The sequence below is a fragment of the Mycobacterium dioxanotrophicus genome, from assembly GCF_002157835.1.
GTDB lineage: Bacteria > Actinomycetota > Actinomycetes > Mycobacteriales > Mycobacteriaceae > Mycobacterium > Mycobacterium dioxanotrophicus.
Genome location: NZ_CP020809.1, coordinates 1,924,753 through 1,944,142, shown reverse-complemented (window position 1 = coordinate 1,944,142; position 19,390 = coordinate 1,924,753). Strand labels below are relative to the sequence as shown.

General features: G+C 66.7%; 13 protein-coding genes. 7 read left to right on the top strand and 6 right to left on the bottom strand.

Annotation, left to right across the window (positions count from 1 at the left end; genetic code table 11):
* From BTO20_RS09350 to BTO20_RS09340, 3 genes are read right to left on the bottom strand one after another with little or no spacing between them, the layout of a single operon-like run.
* On the bottom strand, positions 1 to 711 hold the full coding sequence (locus BTO20_RS09350) for a siderophore-interacting protein (RefSeq protein WP_087081862.1): 711 nt from the start codon (positions 709 to 711) through the stop codon (positions 1 to 3).
* Between the two features lie 23 nt (positions 712 to 734).
* Positions 735 to 1,883 (bottom strand): acyltransferase family protein, encoded by a 1,149-nt coding sequence (locus BTO20_RS09345; RefSeq protein WP_087075254.1) that lies wholly within the window; start codon positions 1,881 to 1,883, stop codon positions 735 to 737.
* Positions 1,880 to 3,595, bottom strand: a complete 1,716-nt coding sequence (locus BTO20_RS09340; RefSeq protein WP_087075252.1) for a DEAD/DEAH box helicase — start codon at positions 3,593 to 3,595, stop codon at positions 1,880 to 1,882. The genes BTO20_RS09345 and BTO20_RS09340 overlap by 4 nt, the downstream gene beginning before the upstream one ends.
* Positions 3,596 to 3,693: 98 nt before the next feature.
* Here BTO20_RS09340 and BTO20_RS09335 point away from each other — a divergent pair, with 98 nt between their 5' ends.
* From BTO20_RS09335 to BTO20_RS09320, 4 genes are all read left to right on the top strand, one after another.
* Positions 3,694 to 4,218 carry an LppP/LprE family lipoprotein gene (locus BTO20_RS09335; protein ID WP_408632188.1) on the top strand — a complete coding sequence of 175 codons (525 nt, stop codon included), beginning with the start codon at positions 3,694 to 3,696 and terminating at the stop codon, positions 4,216 to 4,218.
* A 117-nt stretch (positions 4,219 to 4,335) separates the two neighbouring features.
* Positions 4,336 to 5,205, top strand: a complete 870-nt coding sequence (locus BTO20_RS09330) for a hypothetical protein (protein ID WP_198344310.1) — start codon at positions 4,336 to 4,338, stop codon at positions 5,203 to 5,205.
* A 59-nt stretch (positions 5,206 to 5,264) separates the two neighbouring features.
* On the top strand, positions 5,265 to 8,699 hold the full coding sequence (locus BTO20_RS09325) for a TM0106 family RecB-like putative nuclease (RefSeq protein ID WP_087075248.1): 3,435 nt from the start codon (positions 5,265 to 5,267) through the stop codon (positions 8,697 to 8,699).
* The gene (locus BTO20_RS09320; RefSeq protein ID WP_087075246.1) at positions 8,687 to 9,106 is read left to right on the top strand and encodes a histone-like nucleoid-structuring protein Lsr2; all 420 of its coding nucleotides are present in this window, start codon (positions 8,687 to 8,689) and stop codon (positions 9,104 to 9,106) included. The genes BTO20_RS09325 and BTO20_RS09320 overlap by 13 nt, the downstream gene beginning before the upstream one ends.
* Before the next feature lie 12 nt (positions 9,107 to 9,118).
* Here BTO20_RS09320 and BTO20_RS09315 read toward each other — a convergent pair whose 3' ends face one another.
* Together BTO20_RS09315 and BTO20_RS09310 are read right to left on the bottom strand one after the other, a co-directional pair.
* Positions 9,119 to 11,080 carry a DHA2 family efflux MFS transporter permease subunit gene (locus tag BTO20_RS09315; protein WP_087075244.1) on the bottom strand — a complete coding sequence of 654 codons (1,962 nt, stop codon included), beginning with the start codon at positions 11,078 to 11,080 and terminating at the stop codon, positions 9,119 to 9,121.
* 91 nt (positions 11,081 to 11,171) lie between these two features.
* A complete protein-coding gene (locus tag BTO20_RS09310; protein ID WP_087075242.1) occupies positions 11,172 to 12,443 on the bottom strand; it encodes a multidrug effflux MFS transporter in 1,272 nt (423 codons plus the stop codon).
* Positions 12,444 to 12,588: 145 nt separating this feature from the next.
* Here BTO20_RS09310 and BTO20_RS09305 point away from each other — a divergent pair, with 145 nt between their 5' ends.
* The 3 genes from BTO20_RS09305 (at position 12,589) to BTO20_RS09295 (ending at position 18,610) form a co-directional block, all read left to right on the top strand.
* Positions 12,589 to 13,338, top strand: a complete 750-nt coding sequence (locus BTO20_RS09305) for a hypothetical protein (RefSeq protein WP_087075240.1) — start codon at positions 12,589 to 12,591, stop codon at positions 13,336 to 13,338.
* A 223-nt stretch (positions 13,339 to 13,561) separates the two neighbouring features.
* Positions 13,562 to 17,218: a multifunctional oxoglutarate decarboxylase/oxoglutarate dehydrogenase thiamine pyrophosphate-binding subunit/dihydrolipoyllysine-residue succinyltransferase subunit gene (locus BTO20_RS09300; protein ID WP_408632187.1), complete on the top strand. Its 3,657-nt coding sequence runs from the start codon at positions 13,562 to 13,564 to the stop codon at positions 17,216 to 17,218.
* Between the two features lie 153 nt (positions 17,219 to 17,371).
* The gene (locus BTO20_RS09295; protein WP_232491208.1) at positions 17,372 to 18,610 is read left to right on the top strand and encodes an MFS transporter; all 1,239 of its coding nucleotides are present in this window, start codon (positions 17,372 to 17,374) and stop codon (positions 18,608 to 18,610) included.
* Here BTO20_RS09295 and map read toward each other — a convergent pair.
* A complete protein-coding gene (map, locus tag BTO20_RS09290) occupies positions 18,607 to 19,368 on the bottom strand; it encodes a type I methionyl aminopeptidase (RefSeq protein WP_087075234.1) in 762 nt (253 codons plus the stop codon). The two genes, BTO20_RS09295 and map, sit on opposite strands and share 4 nt — an antisense overlap.
* Positions 19,369 to 19,390: the final 22 nt, after the last annotated feature.

Below are 19,390 nucleotides of genomic sequence, written 5' to 3'. Positions count from 1 at the left end.
TCAGGCCGCCCAGTACGCCTGTGCCTTGATGTTCTTGCGCGGGATCCGGTACTCCTCGCGGAACACCCGGGCCACCTCGCGCGTGGTGCGGTTGTTGCACGCCACCCAGCCGAAATGATCGGCGGCGTCGAACGCAGACGAGCTGACGGCTTGCAGCAGCCCCTCGCCATCGCGGTCCACCCACGTGACGTCGGCCGCCCCGGTGATCGGCAGTTCCGGATCGTCGTCGTGCCCGGCTTCCAGGAACACCCGGGCGGGAGCGTCGCCGATGGCGTCGAGCAGGGAGTTGATGGCAGGCAGCGACGCGGCGTCACCGACGATGACGTAGCCGGCGGGCTGCGGTTCTGGAAGGGCGAAGTTGCTGCCCAGCACCGTCACCTCAAGGACGTCGCCAACGGCCGCGCCCTTGGCCCAGCGGGTGGCCACCCCGTCGTGCATCGCGAAATCGATGTCGACGGTGCCGGCCTCGGGATCCGGGTTGACCAGCGTATAGCCGCGCTGATGCGCCTTGTCGCCGTCGGGGAACCAGCCGCGCACCCACATCGTCGGGTGCAGTCGCTGCTCGGCGAGCAGCCGCTCGGCGGTGAAATGCAACCGCAGGTAATTCGACGTCAGCTCGGTACGGCCGACGACGGTCAGCTCGTAATCACCGCCGCGGCACAGCCGAACCAGCGCGCCCTCCAGGCCGCGCGATGCCTGCTTTCCGACCAATTGCGCCATAAGGTAAGCATAACCTAATTTCCGACGCGGGTGAACCGGTGCAGCAGCCAGGCGGCGGGGACGGTGAAGAGCATGGTGACCACGAACAGGTTGACCATCGAACCCGTGTACACCGGATCCTGCAGCACCTCGACCATGACCAATTCCATGATGATCAGATGGATCAGGAAGATCTCATAGGAGATCTCGCCGAGAAACACCATCGGTCGGCTGGCCAGCAACCGCACGTACCAACCCCGGTCCGCCAACGCCGGTGGGGCGACCATCAGCGCCGCGATCACGGCATAGAACACGGTCTTCGCCAGCGCCTCGCCCAGCCCGGCCGGGGACGTCGTCGGCGCACCGCCGAGCGGCGTCGACACGATGAAGTAACTGACCACCGCCACCGGCAGGCATGCCATGGCGTACGCCCGCACCTTCAGCTGCATCAGCACCGTCAGCACCATGCCCGCCACGAACCACGCCAGATACGTCGGCAACCACAGCCGCGCGCCGTCGGGCAATCCCGTGGTGCGGTGCACGATGGTCAGCCATACCGGCGACACCGCCGCCAGCACGGCCAGGCCCGCCAGCAGCAGACCTGGCCGCCAGCGGCGCCGACACAGCACCACCAGCAGCAGGTAGGCCAGCAGCGGCAGCGCCACATAGAACGCGGCCTCCACGGCCAGGCTCCACATCTGCGTCAAGCCCTGATGCAGGAACGCGAACAGATAGTTGTCGGTGTAGATCTGGGTCAGGGTCAGGTTGCGGAACAACCCGTACCAGGTGTGGCCGGGATTCGGCCCGGCCGTGCGGAAGTGGTAGAGGAAGTAGGCGATGAGCACCGTGACGACATACGCGGGCATGATGCGTCGCACCCGGTGCCAGGCGTAGCGCCGCACGGACGGCCACTCGCCGTCGGTTGCGGCCGCCTTCACCCACGGCCGGAACAACAGAAAACCACTCAGTACAAAGAAGATCGGCACCCCGATCTCCGCCCGCGAGTACACCAGCCCCAGATAGCCCTGCCCGTACTTGCCCGTGGTGTACGCCGCGTGGGTGAGCACCACCAGCATCGCGGCGACAGCCCGGATCCCGGTCAGCGAGGCCACGCGGTCGGTGGTGGAAACCGATTCCAGCCCACCCTGGTCGGGTAGCCCCTTGACGCCCTTGGACAGCGTCACTTGGCCTTCCGGTGGGGTTTGGATGCACCACCTTGGTGGTCGCGGTCCCGGCGCTGGGGACGGTCCGGCTGAAGGTCGATCAGCACGCCCTGAATACGGGTGTTCTCAAGAGCTTTGAACACGCTTCGGGGCAGCTTGGCGGGCAGCTCGACGAGCGAGTGGTCGACCCGGATCGAGATGTGACCGAAGTCGCTGCGGTGCAGACCACCTTCGTTGGCGATGGCGCCGACGATGGCCCCGGGCGCGACCTTGTGGCGCTTGCCGACCGCGATGCGGTAGGTCGCCAGGTCGCTTCGGGTCTCATGCCGTTTGCGGGGCGGTCCATCTTCCCGCGTCGGCCGCTCGGCACGCTCGCGGCGCTTCTCCGGTGGCGGTTCGACCATCAGGAACGCCTCGCCGTCGCGGGATTGCAGCGCCAGCGCCGCGGCGATGTCGGCGAGCGGCACGTTGTTGTCGCGCTCGTAGTCCTCGATCAGCCGCCGGAACAGCTCGATACCCGGCGCGCTGAGACCATCGGTGATGGAATCCCGGAATTTCGCGACCCGCTGCGCGTTGACGTCGTCGACGCTGGGCAGCTCGGATTCGACCAGTTTGGACCGGGTGTGCTTCTCGATCGACTTGAGCAGATGCCGTTCGCGCGGCGTCACGAACAGCAGCGCCGCACCCGAACGTCCGGCCCGCCCGGTGCGGCCGATCCGGTGCACATAGGACTCGACGTCATGCGGGATGTCGTAGTTGACGACGTGGCTGATGCGCTCCACGTCCAGCCCGCGAGCGGCGACGTCCGTCGCGATCAGGATGTCGAGCTTGCCGTCCTTGAGCGCGGCGATGGTGCGTTCCCGCTGAGCCTGCGCGATGTCGCCGTTGATGGCGGCCGCCGAGAAACCACGCGCCTTGAGCCGCTCGGCGACCTCCTCGGTGGCCTGCTTGGTGCGGACGAACACGATCATCGCGTCGAACGGTTCGACTTCGAGCACGCGGGTGAGCGCATCGAGCTTGCGCGGGCCTGCCACCTGGATGAAGCGCTGCGAGATGTTCTCGGCCGTCGCGGTTTTCGCCTTGACCGTGACCTCGACCGGATCGTGCAGGTACTTGCTGGTGATCTTGCGGATGGCCGGGGGCATGGTCGCCGAGAACAACGCGACCTGCTTGTACTCGGGCGTGTCGGCCAGGATGCGTTCGACATCCTCGGCGAAGCCCATCTGCAGCATCTCGTCGGCCTCGTCGAGCACGAGGTAATCCAGGCGGGACAGGTCCAGCCTGCCCTTCTCCAGGTGATCGATCACCCGGCCGGGAGTGCCGACGACCACCTGCGCGCCGCGCTTGAGCCCGGCGAGCTGCGGCCCGTACGACGAGCCACCGTAAATGGCCAGCACATTGATCTCGGGCAGATGCGCGCCGTAGCGACCGAACGCCTCGGCCACCTGCAAAGCGAGTTCGCGTGTCGGCGCCAGCACCAGGGCCTGGGTGGCCCTGCTCGAGGTGTCGATCTTGGACAGGATGGGGATGGCGAAGGCAGCGGTCTTACCCGTGCCCGTCTGTGCCAGGCCGACGACGTCGGAGCCGGCCAGCATCGGTGGAATAGTGGCGGCCTGGATCGCAGAGGGCGACTCGTAGCCGACGTCGGCGACGGCCTGCAGCACCGAGGGGTGAATCTGCAGGTCGGCAAACGTCGGATCGGCGTCTCCGGTATCCGAATCTGTCGAGGTCATCGGGACAGAGTCTAGTGCCAGTTGGCGGACAAGCCGCCGCGCCTGCCCGATCCGCCGCAACGATCAGGGTAGGTTGCCCAACTGTGAAAGAGATCTTGATGATCTCGGCGGCTGTGCTCGTGGTGGCGGGATGCGGTTCGGGGGATTCCACCGTCTCCAAAACGCCGGAACCGACGGCCAATCCGGCCCCGACGGCCACGTCGGCCGCGACAGCAGCGGCACCGCCGAAGCCGACGTCAGCAGAGCCGGATCCGTGCGCGGTGAATCTGGCCGCCCCCGAGATCGCCCGTGCGGTCTCCGAGCTCCCCCGCGATCCGCGCAGCAATCAGGCCTGGAGCCCGGAGCCGCTGGCCGGCAATTACAACGAGTGCGCGCAGTTGTCGGCCATCATCGTGCGGGCCAACACCAACGCCCCGAACCCGAACACCCGCGCGGTGCTGTTCCACCTCGGCAAGTTCATCCCCACCGGGGTGCCCGACACCTACGGGTTCAACGGCATCGACAAGACCGTCAGCACCGGCGACACCGTCGCCCTGCAGTACTCCGGGGGTTATCACGGCCTGGCCAGCGTCGTGAAGTTCCGGTGGAACGGCAACGGCGTCGAGCTGATGGGCAATACCTGAGCTGTTCGCACACCGCCACTCTTCGCGAAACAGCCTTGGTGGTCGTTAAATCCACAACTGCGCAGCCATGGCTTCATTTTGGCGCGGCTTGTCGGACCACCCGACCACGATCCCGCTATGGGGACGATATTCGTAGGCAGTGAGGCGGTAGCGCGAGGTGAACTGACGAGGGGCCGCCTGCGGGCTGCATATCGGTCGATATTTCCCGACATTTACCAACCGCGGATCGCCGAACCATCGCTGTACGCCAATACGGTCGGCGCCTGGTTGTGGTCGGGGCAGCGGGCCGTGATCACCGGTCGGGCTGCGGCGGCGCTACACGGCGCCGAGTATGTCGACGAGGACTCTCCCGTCGAACTCATCTGGCGCAACAACCGACCGCCGCATGGCATCGTGACGCACAACGACCGATTCGCCGACGACGAGGTGGCCGCGATCAACGGGATGGCAGTCACCACGATCCCGCGAACAGCACTGGACGTCGGCCGATATCTGCCACGGGGAGCCGCGGTGGCGCATCTCGACGCGCTGGCACGAGCCACCGGTCTGGCTTCTGAACACGTGCAACCACACATCGAGCGCTATCGGGGTGCGCGGGGAGTAGGCCGGGCGCGGGAAGCGCTCGACCTGATGGACGCCGGTGCCCAATCTCCGAAGGAAACGTGGCTCCGACTGCTGGTGATCGACGCCGGATATCCGCGGCCACGGACCCAGATTCCTGTGCTCGAACCCGATGGGTTCCCATTCGCATACCTCGACATGGGCTGGGAGGACATGATGATCGGGCTCGAGTACGACGGTGAGCAGCATCAAGCCGACCGGAGCCGGTATGTGTGGGACCAAAAGCGCATACGGAAGGTACGCCGCCAAGGTTGGCTGCACATCCGGGTGATCAAGGAGGACCGTCCCCGCGACATCCTCGATCGGGTGCGCGAAGCTTGGAATCGACGCGAGCGTGAAGGCATGGTCGCAAAGATGGCGGCGTAACGACCCTCAACGCTGTTTCGCGGGCCGCCACTGTCGGGCCACTCACCTACAGTGACAACGTGTTCGTCACCGAGGACCGCGTGGTCATCTACAGCGCCTCGGACCTCGCCGCCGCGGCCCGCTGCGAATACGCGTTGCTGCGTTCGTTCGACGCCCGCCTCGGTTGGGGTCCCGCGCCTACCGGTGATGATGAATTGCTTGCCCGCACCGCCCAACTCGGCGATGAGCACGAACAGCGCCACCTCGACGAACTGCGCTCCGACACGTCGGTGACGGTCATCGGCCGGCCCGCCTACACCGTCGCCGGGCTGACCGCCGCTGCCGAGCAGACCCTGGACGCCGTGCGAAGCCGCGCGCCGGTGATCTATCAGGCGGCGATGTTCGACGGCCGGTTCGCGGGGTTCGCCGACTTTCTGATGTTCGACGGGGAGCGCTACCGGCTCCGGGACACCAAGCTGGCCCGCTCGGTGAAGGTGGAAGCGCTGCTGCAACTCGCGGCGTACAACCAGACGCTGAGCGCCGCGGGCGTGCCCGTGGCCGACGAGGTCGAGTTGGTGTTGGGTGACGGCGCGGTGGCGTCGTACCCGGTCGACGAGCTGCTCGGCGTGTACGGGCCCCGCCGCGACGCTCTGCAGCGGCTGCTCGACGAGCACCTGGCCGCGGGGAAGCCCGTCAGCTGGGCCGACGATGTGCGGGCGTGCTTCCGCTGCCCGGAGTGCGCCGCGCAGGTCAGTGCCCACGACGATCTGCTGCTGGTCGCAGGCATGCGGGTGACCCAGCGGGCCCGGCTGATCGACGCCGGGGTCAGCACGGTCACCGAGCTAACCCGCCACGAGGGCCCCGTCGACGGTCTGCACCCCCGCATCTTGGCCAACCTGACCGCGCAGGCGCGGTTGCAGCGCGCGGACCAGGTCGACGGCAAGCCGCCGTTCCAGGTGGTCGACGCTCAGCCGCTCATGCAACTGCCCGACCCGGACAAGGGCGATCTGTTCTTCGACTTCGAGGGTGACCCGCTGTGGACCGACGACGGCAGACAGTGGGGTCTGGAGTACATGTTCGGAGTGCTCGGCACCAAGGCCGAGGATTTTCACCCGCTGTGGGCGCATGACCGCGCCGAGGAACGCCAGGCCCTGCGCGACTTCCTGAAATTGGTCCGGCAACGGCGCAAGCGCTATCCGAACATGCACATCTACCACTACGCGGCCTACGAGAAGACCGCACTGCTGCGGTTGGCCGGGCGCTACGGCGAGGGTGAGGACGCCGTCGACGAACTGCTGCGCAACGGCATCCTGGTCGACCTCTATCCGTTGGTGCGCAAGAGTATTCGCATCGGGACCAAGAATTACAGCCTCAAATCGCTTGAGCCGCTGTACATGGGGTCGCAGCTGCGCAGCGGGGACGTCACCACCGCCACCGACTCGATCACCCAGTACGCGAAATACTGCGCGCTGCGGGCCGAGGGACGCCACGATGACGCCACCGTCGTCCTCAAGGAGATCGAGGACTACAACCGCTACGACTGCACGTCCACGCGCAAGCTCCGCGACTGGCTGATCAACCGGGCCATCGAGTCGAGCGTGCCGCCGCTGGGCGCCCAACCTGTGACCGATGGCGGGCCGACCGAGCCGGAAGACCAGCTGGCCCGCACCCTGAGACGCTTCGTCGGCGACGCCGAACGAAAACCCGAACAGCAGGCGGTGGCGATGATCTCGGCCGCCCGCGGCTACCACCGTCGCGAGGACAAGCCGTACTGGTGGGGGCATTTTGACCGGCTCAACCACCCTGTCGACGAATGGGCCGACAGCGCAGGAGTTTTCGTATCCGAGCAGGCGACCGTCGTCACGGACTGGCACACCCCGCCGCGGGCCCGTAAACCGCAGCGGCAGGTGCTGCTGCGCGGCATGCTGGCCAACGGCGAGCTGAGCCGGGAGATGTACGCGCTCTACGATCCCCCTGCCCCCGACGGCCTCACGGACGATCCGCAGCGTCGCGCGTTCGGATCGGTGCAGGTGCTCCAGTGCGACGATCCCGCCGCCCCGACCGAAGTCCTGGTCACGGAGCGAGAACCCAAGGGCGGCACGGTGTTCGATCAGACCCCGTTCGCGTTGACGCCGGGGCCGCCGATCCGGACCACGGCTCTGCGCGAATCGATCGAGGCGACGGCAGCCCAGATCGCGGCGAGCCTGCCCCGCTTGCCTGCGACCGGCGTCGTCGACGTGCTGCTGCGCCGGCCGCCCCGCACCCGCAGCGGCACCGCCCTGCCCCACGATGACCGGCCGGTCGAGGAGCAGATCACCGCAGCGCTACTGGATCTGGACTCGTCATACCTGGCCGTGCACGGCCCACCCGGAACCGGCAAGACCTATACCGCGGCGGCGGTGATCGCCAAGCTGGTCAACCACCATCACTGGCGCATCGGCGTGGTGGCACAGGCGCACGCGGTGGTGGAGAATCTGTTTCGCGATATCGTCAAGGCCGGCGTGGATGCGGCCCGGGTCGCCAAAAAGGGCCGCAACGAGAATCCATGTTGGACAGAGCTCGACGAAAAGGACTATCCGGCGTTCATCTCCGAGCATGAGGGCTGCGTGATCGGCGGCACGGCATGGGATTTCGCCAATGCGACGCGGGTGCCGCCGGGAAGTCTGGACCTGCTGGTCGTCGAAGAGGCCGGGCAGTACAGCTTGGCCAACACCATCGCCGTGGCGCCTGCTGCGGCCAATCTGCTGCTGCTGGGCGATCCGCAACAGCTGCCGCAGGTCAGCGCGGGCACCCACCCCGAACCGGTCGACACCTCGGCGCTGGGCTGGCTGGTCGGCGATCACCACACCTTGCCGGCCGAGCTCGGCTACTTCCTGGACCGCTCCTACCGCATGCATCCCGCGGTGTGTGCGGCGGTGTCGCGCTTGTCCTATGACGGCCGGTTGCATTCGGTGGATGCGATCACCGCCGCGCGCAGCCTCGACGGCTACGAGCCCGGGGTACGGCTGCTGACTCTCGAGCACGACGGCAACGCCACCGACAGTCCCGAGGAGGCCGACGCCATCGTGGCCGAGATCTCCCGGCTGCTCGGGTCGGCATGGACCGACGAGAACGGCAGCGGGCCATTGACCCAGGAGCAGGTGCTGGTCGTGACGCCGTACAACGCGCAGGTGGTGATGCTGCGCCAGCGACTCGACGCCGCCGGGCTCACCGAGGTTCGGGCGGGCACGGTGGACAAATTTCAGGGTCAGCAGGCACCGGTGGTATTCATCTCCATGGTGGCGTCGTCGATCGATGACGTACCGCGTGGAATCTCGTTCCTACTCAACCGGAATCGCCTCAACGTGGCGGTGAGCCGGGCCAAATACGCCGCCGTCATCGTGCGTTCGGCGGCACTCACCGATTACCTACCCGCCACTCCGGCAGGCGTCGTCGAATTGGGCGCATTTCTAGGGCTCGGTACTCTCGGAACAAAAGCATTCACCGACCCGAAGGAATCTGCGTGGGCAAGATAGTGACAATCGAGTACGTCGACGACCTCGATGGGGTGGAGATCGACGCAGACGTTGTTGACACGGTTGAGTTTTCTTATCGCGGGCAGGACTACTCGCTCGTCTTGACCACCAAGAACGGCGCCCAGTTCGACAAGGACATGGCTCGTTACATCACCGCCGCCAAGAAAGCGCAGACCCGCGACGCCCGGGCCGCACGCAAGAAAGCCCGGCCGGAACCGCGACAGTCGGCCAAGCCCAAAGCAACTCCGCAGCGTAAAGCCGCGTCACGTAAAGCCACCGCGGCCGCACCCTCGGGCCCCGAGAAAATTCGGGCGATACGCGAATGGGCTGTGGCCAACGGCCATAACGTCTCCCGGCGCGGCCGCATTCCGGCGTCCATCATGGATGCCTACAACGCAGCGCACTGACCGGCTGCTGCGCTAATCCCCCGGGCGCGAATGCCTGCCGTAGGACGGGTTGTCGTCGGGGTCCCCGCCGTAGTGATTGCCGTTGACGCGGCGGTGCTCCCCGCTCGGCGGCTTCAGCGGGCGGAAATGCTGCCCGGCATCAACGTGAAAGCCGTTGTGCGCGTGACCGATCAGCTCGTCTGACGAATTCGCCGGCATATCGGCCATGAGCCGGTTCAGTATCGCCTGCCACGGGTCCTCGTCCTCGGCAGCGTCCGCGGGCGGCGCTTGGGTGCTCAGCGGCTCCGTGACGGGATCCGGTGCCGGCTCCGGCTCGGCGCCGGACACTGGCTCGGGCTCGGGCTCATCCCACTGCACGGTGTACTCGATGTACTCGTCGTCGTCCGGGTAGTCGGGCAGGTATTGGTTGACAGGACCCACCACGCGCAGCACCTCGGTCGGTTCGTCGCGGTCGTCAACGTCGTCGACGTCATCGACCTCGTCGGCATAGCTGTCCTCGGCGACACCCGAACGGTCACCGAAGCCGCGCAGGAACAACGCCGCGACCACACCGAAGAGCGCAATGAAGGCCGGCAGCAGCATCGACTGGGCCATGGCCGTGGCGAACGGCTCGTGCAGGAATCCCGGCAGCACCGTCGCGGCGGTCTCGGCCCGCGGCTCGACCACCGCGGGTCCCGGCATCTGCCTGCCGATCTCCCACGTCATGAAAGCCGCGATGCCGGCGCTGCCGAGTACCGACCCGACCTGCCGGGTGGCGTTGTACACACCCGACCCGGCGCCGGCCAGGCTGGGCGACAGATTGCGGGTTGCGGTCGCGGCCAGCGGCGACCAGATGAATGCCATCCCGACGCCCATCAACACCTGGGGCAGCACCAGCCGCCAGATCGGCGTGACAGGGGTCATCTCGATCGACAACCACGTCAGACCGACGGCCATGGCGGCGAAGCCGAAGCCGACCACCGGCCGCGGATGTGAGCGGTCCACGATGCGGCCCACCAGCGGTGCCAGCGAACCGCTGGCGATCGCCGTCGGCGCGACCAGCAGTGCCGATCTGGTCGGCGACAGCCCGCACACCGACTGTGCAAAGAACATCAGCGGCAGGATCATCGCCGTCACAGCGAAGCCGATGGTGGCCACTCCGATATTGGCCAGACTGAAATCGCGGTCAGCAAAGATGCGCAAAGGAATCAGTGGTTCGGCGGTGTTGACCGACTGCCAGTAGACAAATCCGACCATCACCAAGACCCCGGCGGCCAGCGTCCCCCACACCCACGACGCCCAGTGGTGCGCGTGTCCTTCCTGCAGCGCGAACACGATGAGGAACATGCCGATGGCGGACAACGCCACACCGAGCAGGTCGAACCGGTGCGGCGCGGTCGGCAACACGGGAACCAGCCAAACCGCCAGACCGAAGCCGATGATCCCGATCGGCACGTTGACGAAGAAGATCCATTGCCAGCCCAGACCACCGACCAGGACGCCGCCCGCGAGCGGGCCGACGAGCGTGGCCACACCTGCGGTGGCGCCCCACACACTCATGGCGACGCCTCGCCGCTCGGGCGGGAAGATCCGGGTGATGGTCGAGAGGGTCTGCGGCGTCAACAAAGCCGCACCGATCCCCTGCACGACGCGCGCGGCGATCAGGGTCTCGATGCTGCCCGCCAGCCCACACGCCAGCGACGCCGCGGTGAACACCGCCAGCCCGGCGAGGTAGAGGTTCTTCGGCCCGTACACGTCGCCGAGCCGGCCCGACACCAGCAACGGCACGGCATAGGCCAGCAGGTAAGCGCTGGTCACCCAGATCACGCCGTCGTAGTCGGCGCCCAACCGCTGCATGATGGTCGGATTGGCGACGGCCACGATGGTGGCGTCGAGCAGGATCATGAAGAAGCCGACCATCATCGCCCACAACGCGTTCCACGGGTTGTGGCTGGCAGTGCGGCCCGCGAACCGGGCGTTCAAGGTCTCGAACATGTGATCAGTGAGGGGACGGCAACGAGTTGGCCCCAGCCGACGCTACGGATCCACCCCGCTGGCGACAAGTCGGCGTGCCGGTGGGGACCCGTCAAGCAGGTTCGACGACGGCTGCGGGAACGATGTCGTCCACAGTCTCGTCATCGCGTCGCAACCCGACGGCCAGCAACGCAAACAGCGCGATCATGACACCCAGCGTCATCACCACCGAAAGCGCCAGCGCCCCGTTGCCCAGCGCGCCGACCAAGGGCGCAATTGCTGCACCGAGCCCGAACTGGGCGGCGCCGAGCAGCGCGGCGGCAGTCCCCGCCGCATCGGGATGACGTGACAGCGCCACAGCCGGGGCATTGGGAATCACCAGACCCATGGCCGCCAGGATGCCGAGCACGGGTGCGATAAACCCCGTCAACCCGCCGACCTGCGCCACGGTGATGCCGATGAACAACAGGCCGGCCACCGAAGCCGCGGCCAGCGCAGTCACGGTGATGGCCTGAGGGGTGAACCGCCGCAGCAGCACCACGTTGAACTGCGTCGACCCGATGAGTGCGACCGCACCTGCGGCGAACACCAGCGCGAACGCTTGTTGATCGAGCCCGTAGCGGCCCTGCAGTACGAACGGCGCGGCCGAGATGTAGGCGAACAGACCGGACATGCCGAGAGCCGCGACGAGCACCAGGATGACGAATCGCGCGTCTCGCAGCAGTTCGGCATAGGTGCCGAGAATGCTGCCGACGTGTAACGGGCGCCGATGCGACACCGGCAGCGTTTCCGGCAGCGCCAGCACGGCCATCAGCAACAGGGCACCGGCCAGCAGCACCAGCGCGATGAACACCCAGTGCCACGAACCCTTCAGCAGGACCGCCGCGCCCAGCGAGGGCGCGAGCACCGGCGCCACGCCGAGCACCAGCATGAGCCGGGACATCACGGTCGCCGCAGCCGAACCCGCGAACAGGTCGCCGACGACGGCAACCGCGACCACCGAGGCCGCCGCCGCGCCCATGCCCTGCAGGCCGCGCGCGATGCCGAGAGCCGCGATGTTCGGGGCGAAGACACAGAGCAGGGACGCCAGCATGTGCAGCACGATGCCAGCCATCAGCGGACGCCGCCGGCCCAGGGAATCCGACAACGGACCCACGATGAGCTGGCCCAATCCTAGCCCCGCGAGCGTTCCGGTGAGCGTGAGCTGCGCGACCGACGACGACACCGAGAGCTCGTCGGCGATCCTCGGCAGTGCAGGGAGGTACATGTCGATGGTGAGCGGGCCGAGGGCGATCAGGGCGCCCAACACCAGAATCATGCGGGTGCGGCTTACGCCGGGATTCTGGCTGGCTGTCGTCTCGTCCACGTGGGGCGATGATGCCATGAAATTGGTTAGCCACGCATCGCAGTTTTTTATTCCGTGACAGGTGTCACGGACGGAAACCCTGCAGCCGTCGCCGCACGTTCCACAAGGGTTAGCCTGGACATTCAGCCGATGTTTGTCGGTCCGCACGTGGGGAGGCCCCGAAGTGAGCGCTCGTTCCACCAAGAAACAGTTGCCGGCAGTCCGCGATGGTGCGGACGAGGATCCCAGCGCTGCGGCGAGGGTTCTGTCGGCGATCCTGGAGCGCAGCGCACGCGTGCAAGCGCCCGCGGTGAAGGCCTACGTCGACCGGTTGCGCAGCCAGCGGCCCAACGCCACGCCGGCCGAGATCGTCACCCGGCTGGAAAAGCACTACCTGGCCGCCGTGATGGCCAGCGGCGCAGCGGTCGGCTCGGCCGCGGCGTTTCCCGGCATCGGCACGCTGACGGCGCTGTCTGCGGTGGCCGGCGAGACCGTGGTATTCCTGGAGGCGACGTCGGTGTTCGTCCTCGCCGTCGCCGAGGTCCACGGCATCCCCGCCGACCACAAGGAGCGCCGACGCGCCCTGGTGCTCGCGGTGCTCGTCGGCGAGGACAGCAAGCACGCGATCGCCGACCTGCTGGGCTCCGGGCGCACCAGCGGGGCCTGGCTGTCCGATGGTGCAGCAACGCTGCCACTGCCCGCGGTGTCCCAGCTCAATTCGCGACTCGTGCGGTTCTTCGTCAAGAAGTACACCCTCAAGCGCGGCGCCATGGCGTTGGGCAAGATGCTGCCGATCGGCATCGGCGCCGTCGTCGGCGGCGTGGGCAACCGGCTCATGGGAAAGAAGATCATCGGCAACGCACAGAAGGCGTTCGGTCCGCCCCCGCCACGGTGGCCCGCGACCCTGCATGTGCTGCCGTCCGCGCAGTCCTGAGGGCCCGCGACAATACGTCCTGCCCAGATGGGCGGTGCCTGGTCGCCGTCGGCTCGGAGGCGCTAGCCTTTAGACGGCGGTCACGCAGGTCACCGCAGACACAACGAAAAGACGAGCGGCGAGCCCCCTTGCCACGGCTTGCCGAGACCAAGAATCGAGGCGAGCAGCTGCCGTGACCAGTTCACCTTCACCATTCGGGCAGAACGAGTGGTTGGTCGAGGAGATGTATCGCAAGTTCCGCGAGGATCCGTCGTCGGTGGATCCGAGTTGGCATGAGTTTCTTGTTGACTATTCGCCCGAGCCTGTGACCGATACCACGGCCGCCAACGGCCAGTCCCCGGCGCCGGCCGCGCCCGCCACCCCCGCTGCTCCCCCGGCTGCGGCGGCCCCGGCAGCGCCCGCCCCGGCTACTCCCGCGGCGCCGGCCCCCGCTGCTGCTGCGGCGGCACCGGCACCCAAGGCGGCAAAGTCGGTGTCGGTGGCCGAGGGTGATGCTTCGCAGGTGTTGCGGGGTGCTGCGGCGGCGGTGGTGAAGAACATGAACGCCTCGCTGGAGGTGCCCACCGCGACCAGCGTGCGGGCCATCCCGGCGAAGTTGATGATCGACAACCGGGTGGTCATCAACAACCACCTCAAACGCACCCGCGGCGGCAAGATCAGCTTCACCCACCTGCTCGGCTATGCCATCGTGCAAGCGGTCAAGGCGTTCCCGAACATGAACCGGCACTTCGCCGAAATCGACGGCAAACCCAACGCGGTCACCCCCGCACACACCAACCTTGGGTTGGCCATCGACCTGCCCGGTCGTGACGGTAACCGCCAACTGGTCGTCGCCGCGATCAAAAAGTGCGAAACCATGGCGTTCGGCCAGTTCATCGCCGCCTATGAGGACATCGTCCGGCGCGCCCGCGACGGCAAACTCACCGCCGAAGACTTCTCCGGGGTCACCATCTCCCTGACCAACCCCGGCACCATCGGCACCGTGCACTCGGTACCCCGCCTGATGGCCGGGCAGGGCGCCATCATCGGCGCCGGCGCCATGGAATACCCCGCCGAATTCCAGGGCGCGAGTGCCGAACGCATCAACGAGGTCGGCATCGGCAAGCTCATCACCTTGACCTCGACCTACGATCACCGCATCATCCAGGGCGCGGAATCCGGCGACTTCCTGCGCACCATCCACCAGCTGCTGCTCGACGACGACTTCTTCGACGAAATCTTCCGCGAACTGGGCATCCCGTACGAGCCGGTGCGGTGGCGCACCGACAACCCGGACTCGATCGCCGACAAGAACGCCCGCGTCATCGAACTGATCGCCGCCTACCGCAACCGCGGCCACCTGATGGCCGACATCGACCCGCTACGCCTGGACAAAACCCGCTTCCGCAGCCACCCCGATCTGGACGTCAACACCCACGGCCTCACCCTGTGGGATCTGGACCGGGTGTTCAAGGTCGACGGGTTCGCCGGCAAGCAATACATGAAACTGCGCGACATCCTGGGCCTGCTGCGCGACGCCTACTGCCGCCACGTCGGGGTGGAATACACCCACATCCTCGAACCCGAACAGCAGAAATGGCTGCAGGAACGCATCGAGGTCAAACACGCCAAACCCACCGTCGCCGAACAGAAATACATCCTGTCCAAACTCAACGCCGCCGAAGCGTTCGAAACGTTCCTGCAAACCAAATACGTCGGGCAGAAACGCTTCTCCCTGGAAGGCGCCGAAACCGTCATCCCGATGATGGACGCCGCCATCGATCAGGCCGCCGAACACGCCCTCGACGAGGTCATCATCGGCATGCCGCACCGCGGCCGGCTCAACGTGCTGGCCAACATCGTCGGCAAACCCTACTCCCAGATTTTCACCGAGTTCGAAGGCAACCTCAACCCGTCCCAAGCCCACGGCTCCGGCGACGTGAAATACCACCTCGGCGCCTCAGGCAACTACATCCAAATGTTCGGCGACAACGACATCCAAGTCTCGCTGACCGCCAACCCGTCGCATCTGGAGGCGGTGGACCCGGTGCTGGAGGGCCTGGTCCGCGCCAAACAAGACCTCCTCGATGACGGCACCGACGCCGAAGGCTCGCAAACCTTCCCCGTCGTGCCGTTGATGCTGCACGGCGACGCCGCGTTCGCCGGCCAAGGCGTGGTCGCCGAAACGTTGAACCTCGCCCTGCTCAAGGGCTACCGCACCGGCGGCACCATCCACATCGTGGTCAACAACCAGATCGGATTCACCACCGCACCCACCGATTCCCGCTCCAGCGAGTACTGCACCGACGTGGCGAAAATGATCGGCGCGCCGATCTTCCACGTCAACGGCGACGATCCCGAAGCCTGCGCCTGGGTGGCGCGGCTGGCCATCGACTTCCGCCAAGCGTTCAAAAAAGACGTCGTCATCGACATGCTGTGCTACCGCCGCCGCGGGCACAACGAAGGCGACGACCCATCGATGACCCAGCCCTACATGTACGACGTCATCGACACCAAACGCGGCTCCCGCAAGGCCTACACCGAATCCCTGATCGGCCGCGGCGACATCTCCATGAAAGAAGCCGAAGACGCCCTGCGCGACTACCAAGGCCAACTCGAACGCGTCTTCAACGAAGTCCGCGAACTGGAAAAACACGCCGCCGAACCCAGCGAATCGGTCGAAGCCGACCAACAAATCCCCCAACGCCTGGCCACCGCGGTCGACAAATCCCTGCTGGCCCGCATCGGCGACGCCCACCTCGCGTTGCCCGACGGGTTCACCGTGCACCCCCGCGTCAAACCCGTCCTGGAAAAACGCCGCGAAATGGCCTACGAAGGCAAAATCGACTGGGCCTTCGCCGAACTGCTCGCCCTCGGCTCGCTGGTCTCCGAAGGCAAACTGGTCCGGTTGAGCGGCCAAGACACCCAACGCGGCACCTTCACCCAACGCCACGCCGTCATCGTCGACCGCAAAACCGGTGAAGAATTCACCCCGCTGCAACTGCTGGCCACCACCACCGACGGCACCCCCACCGGCGGCCGGTTCCTGGTCTACAACTCCGCACTGTCCGAATACGCCGCCGTCGGCTTCGAATACGGCTACTCGGTGGGCAACCCCGACGCCATGGTGCTCTGGGAAGCCCAATTCGGCGACTTCGTCAACGGCGCCCAATCCATCATCGACGAATTCATCTCCTCCGGTGAAGCCAAATGGGGCCAACTGTCCAACGTCGTACTGCTGCTGCCGCACGGGCACGAAGGCCAAGGCCCCGACCACACCTCCGGACGCATCGAACGCTTCCTACAACTGTGGGCCGAAGGATCGATGACCATCGCCGTGCCCTCGACCCCGGCCAACTACTTCCACCTGCTGCGCCGCCACGGCCTCGACGGCATCCAACGCCCCCTGATCGTGTTCACCCCCAAATCCATGCTGCGCAACAAGGCCGCCGTCTCCGACATCCGCGACTTCACCGAACAAAAATTCCGCTCCGTCCTCGAAGAACCCACCTACACCGACGGCGACGGCGACCGCACCAAAGTCACCCGCATCCTGCTGTGCAGCGGCAAAATCTACTACGACCTCGCCGCCCGCAAAGTCAAAGACAAACGCGACGACGTCGCCATCGTGCGGCTCGAACAACTCGCCCCGCTACCCAAACGCCGCCTGGCCCAAACCCTCGACAACTACCCCAACGCCACCGACAAATACTGGGTCCAAGAAGAACCCGCCAACCAAGGCGCCTGGCCGTCGGTCGGACTCACCCTGCCCGAAGTCCTCCCCGAATACTTCAACCCCATCAAACGCATCTCCCGATGCGCCATGTCCGCACCATCATCCGGCTCATCGAAGGTGCACGCGGTCGAACAGCAGGAGATCATCGATCTCGCGTTCGGGTAGTCGATAGCTACCGCGCGGGTTCGAATCACCGCGCACGCAACGCTGGGCACCGCGGCCCGGGGCGACTAGTCAACAAGGGTGACCTTCACGACGAGCGCCCCGGCCGCGGAACCCGCCGCGTCGCCTGCCGATCCGCGGACCGTTCGGACTGCCCTGCTGGCCAGCCTGCTCGGGACGACGATCGAGTGGTACGACTTCTTTCTCTACGCCACTGCCGCGAGCCTGGTGTTCAACCACGCGTTCTTCCCCGACCAGAGCTCGTTTGTCGGGACCATGTTGGCGTTCGCGACGTTCGCGGTCGGTTTCGTGGTGCGTCCGATCGGCGGGTTCGTCTTCGGGCATATCGGCGATCGGATCGGCCGCAAGCGCACTCTGGCACTGACCATGCTGCTGATGGGCGGTGCCACCGCGTTGATGGGCCTGCTGCCGACGGCCGCTCAGATCGGGGCGCTGGCGCCGGTGCTGCTACTGGTGCTGCGCGTCGTGCAGGGTTTCGCCCTCGGCGGTGAGTGGGCCGGCGCGGTACTGCTGGCCGTCGAGCACAGCCCACGCCACCGCCGTGGGCTGTTCGGCAGCATTCCCCAGGTCGGGCTGGCGCTGGGCCTTGCGCTCGGCACCGGAGTGTTCGTGGTGCTGCAGCTGGCCCTGTCACCGGACGCTTTCCTGGCCTATGGCTGGCGCATCGCCTTTCTGATCAGCATCGCGTTGGTGATCTTCGGCGTGGTGGTGCGCTTCCGGGTGGCCGAGACCCCCGCGTTCGAGAAGATCCGTGCCGACGACGACCGTGCGGCGGTCCCGGTGCGGGAGATCTTCCGGCCGCCGGCGCTGCGGTCCACGATCCTCGGCTTGCTGTCCCGGTGGGGTGAGGGTGCGGCGTTCAACACCTGGGGTGTGTTCACCATCGCGTATGCCACCACCACGCTGCACCTGGGCAAGGTGCCGGTGCTGATCGTGGTCACCATCTCGGCGTTGGTGATGGCAGCGCTGTTGCCGGTGTCGGGCCATCTGGCCGACCGGTTCGGCGCCCGCACGGTGTATGCCAGCGGGATCGCCGCCTACGGTCTGGTGGTGTTCCCGGCGTTCGCACTGTTCGGCACTCGCAGCATCCTGGCTTATTCGGCGGCAATGCTGTTGGCGTTCGGCGTGATTCACGCGTGGTTCTACGGCGCCCAGGGCACGCTGTACGCGTCGCTGTTCCCGACGCGCACTCGCTACACCGGGTTGTCGACGGTGTATCAGCTCTCCGGGGTGTATGCGTCGGGTCTGACGCCGCTGATCCTGACGGCGCTCATCGCCGCGGGCGGCGGCAAGCCCTGGTACGCCTGCGGGTATCTGGTCGGCACCGCCGCGATCAGCGTCGTCGCCACGCTGTTGCTGCGCCCGCGGTATTAGCAGGTGAGCACCACCGGGCCGGCGTCGGTGATCGCAATGGTGTTCTCGGTGTGCGCAGTACGGGATCCGTCGGCAGAGCGGATGGTCCAGCCGTCCCGGTCATAGACGATGCGGTTGGTGGTGCGGGCGAGCCACGGCTCCAGTGCGAGCGTCATGCCTGCCCGCAGCAGCATGCCGCGCCCGGCCTTGCCGTTGTTCGGTACGTGCGGATCTTCATGCATGGTCCTACCGAGACCGTGCCCGCCGAATTGCAGATTGACCGAGTAGCCGTACGCCGCGACGACGGCGCCGATGGCGGCGGAAATGTCGCCCAGCCGCCCGCCGGGCAGTGCTGCCGCAGTGCCCGCCGCGAGCGCCTCTTCGGTCGCGCGGATCAGCCGCACGTCCTCGTCGGCAGCCGTGCCGATGATCACGGTGCGCGCGGCGTCGGCGACCCAGCCTTCGATGGAGACCGCGAAGTCCATGCTCAACACGTCGCCGTCACGCAGCCCGTAGTCGAAGGGAAGTCCATGCAGCACAGCGTCATTCACCGAAAGGCAGATCACGTTGCGGAACGGTCCCGACCCGAACGACGGGTCGTAATCCCAGTAGCAGGACTGTGCGCCGCGGCGCTTGACCATGTCCCGGGCGTGGTGTTCGAGGTCGAGCAGGTTCACCCCGACCTCGGCCAGCCCGCCGAGTTCGGCGAGCACCTGAGCCACGAACCGGCCGGTGGTCCGCATCTTCTCGATCTCGGCGTCGGTCTTGAGTTCGATCACGTCACTACTCCTTGTGCGGTAT

Bases quoted from the DNA above. Each gene is read 5' to 3' on its own strand.
- BTO20_RS09330 (WP_198344310.1), top strand. From the start codon at position 4,336: ATGGGGACGATATTCGTAGGCAGTGAGGCGGTAGCGCGAGGTGAACTG.
- BTO20_RS09315 (WP_087075244.1), bottom strand. From the start codon at position 11,080: ATGTTCGAGACCTTGAACGCCCGGTTCGCGGGCCGCACTGCCAGCCAC.
- BTO20_RS09340 (WP_087075252.1), bottom strand. From the start codon at position 3,595: ATGACCTCGACAGATTCGGATACCGGAGACGCCGATCCGACGTTTGCC.
- BTO20_RS09335 (WP_408632188.1), top strand. From the start codon at position 3,694: ATGATCTCGGCGGCTGTGCTCGTGGTGGCGGGATGCGGTTCGGGGGAT.
- BTO20_RS09310 (WP_087075242.1), bottom strand. From the start codon at position 12,443: ATGGCATCATCGCCCCACGTGGACGAGACGACAGCCAGCCAGAATCCC.
- BTO20_RS09300 (WP_408632187.1), top strand. From the start codon at position 13,562: ATGTATCGCAAGTTCCGCGAGGATCCGTCGTCGGTGGATCCGAGTTGG.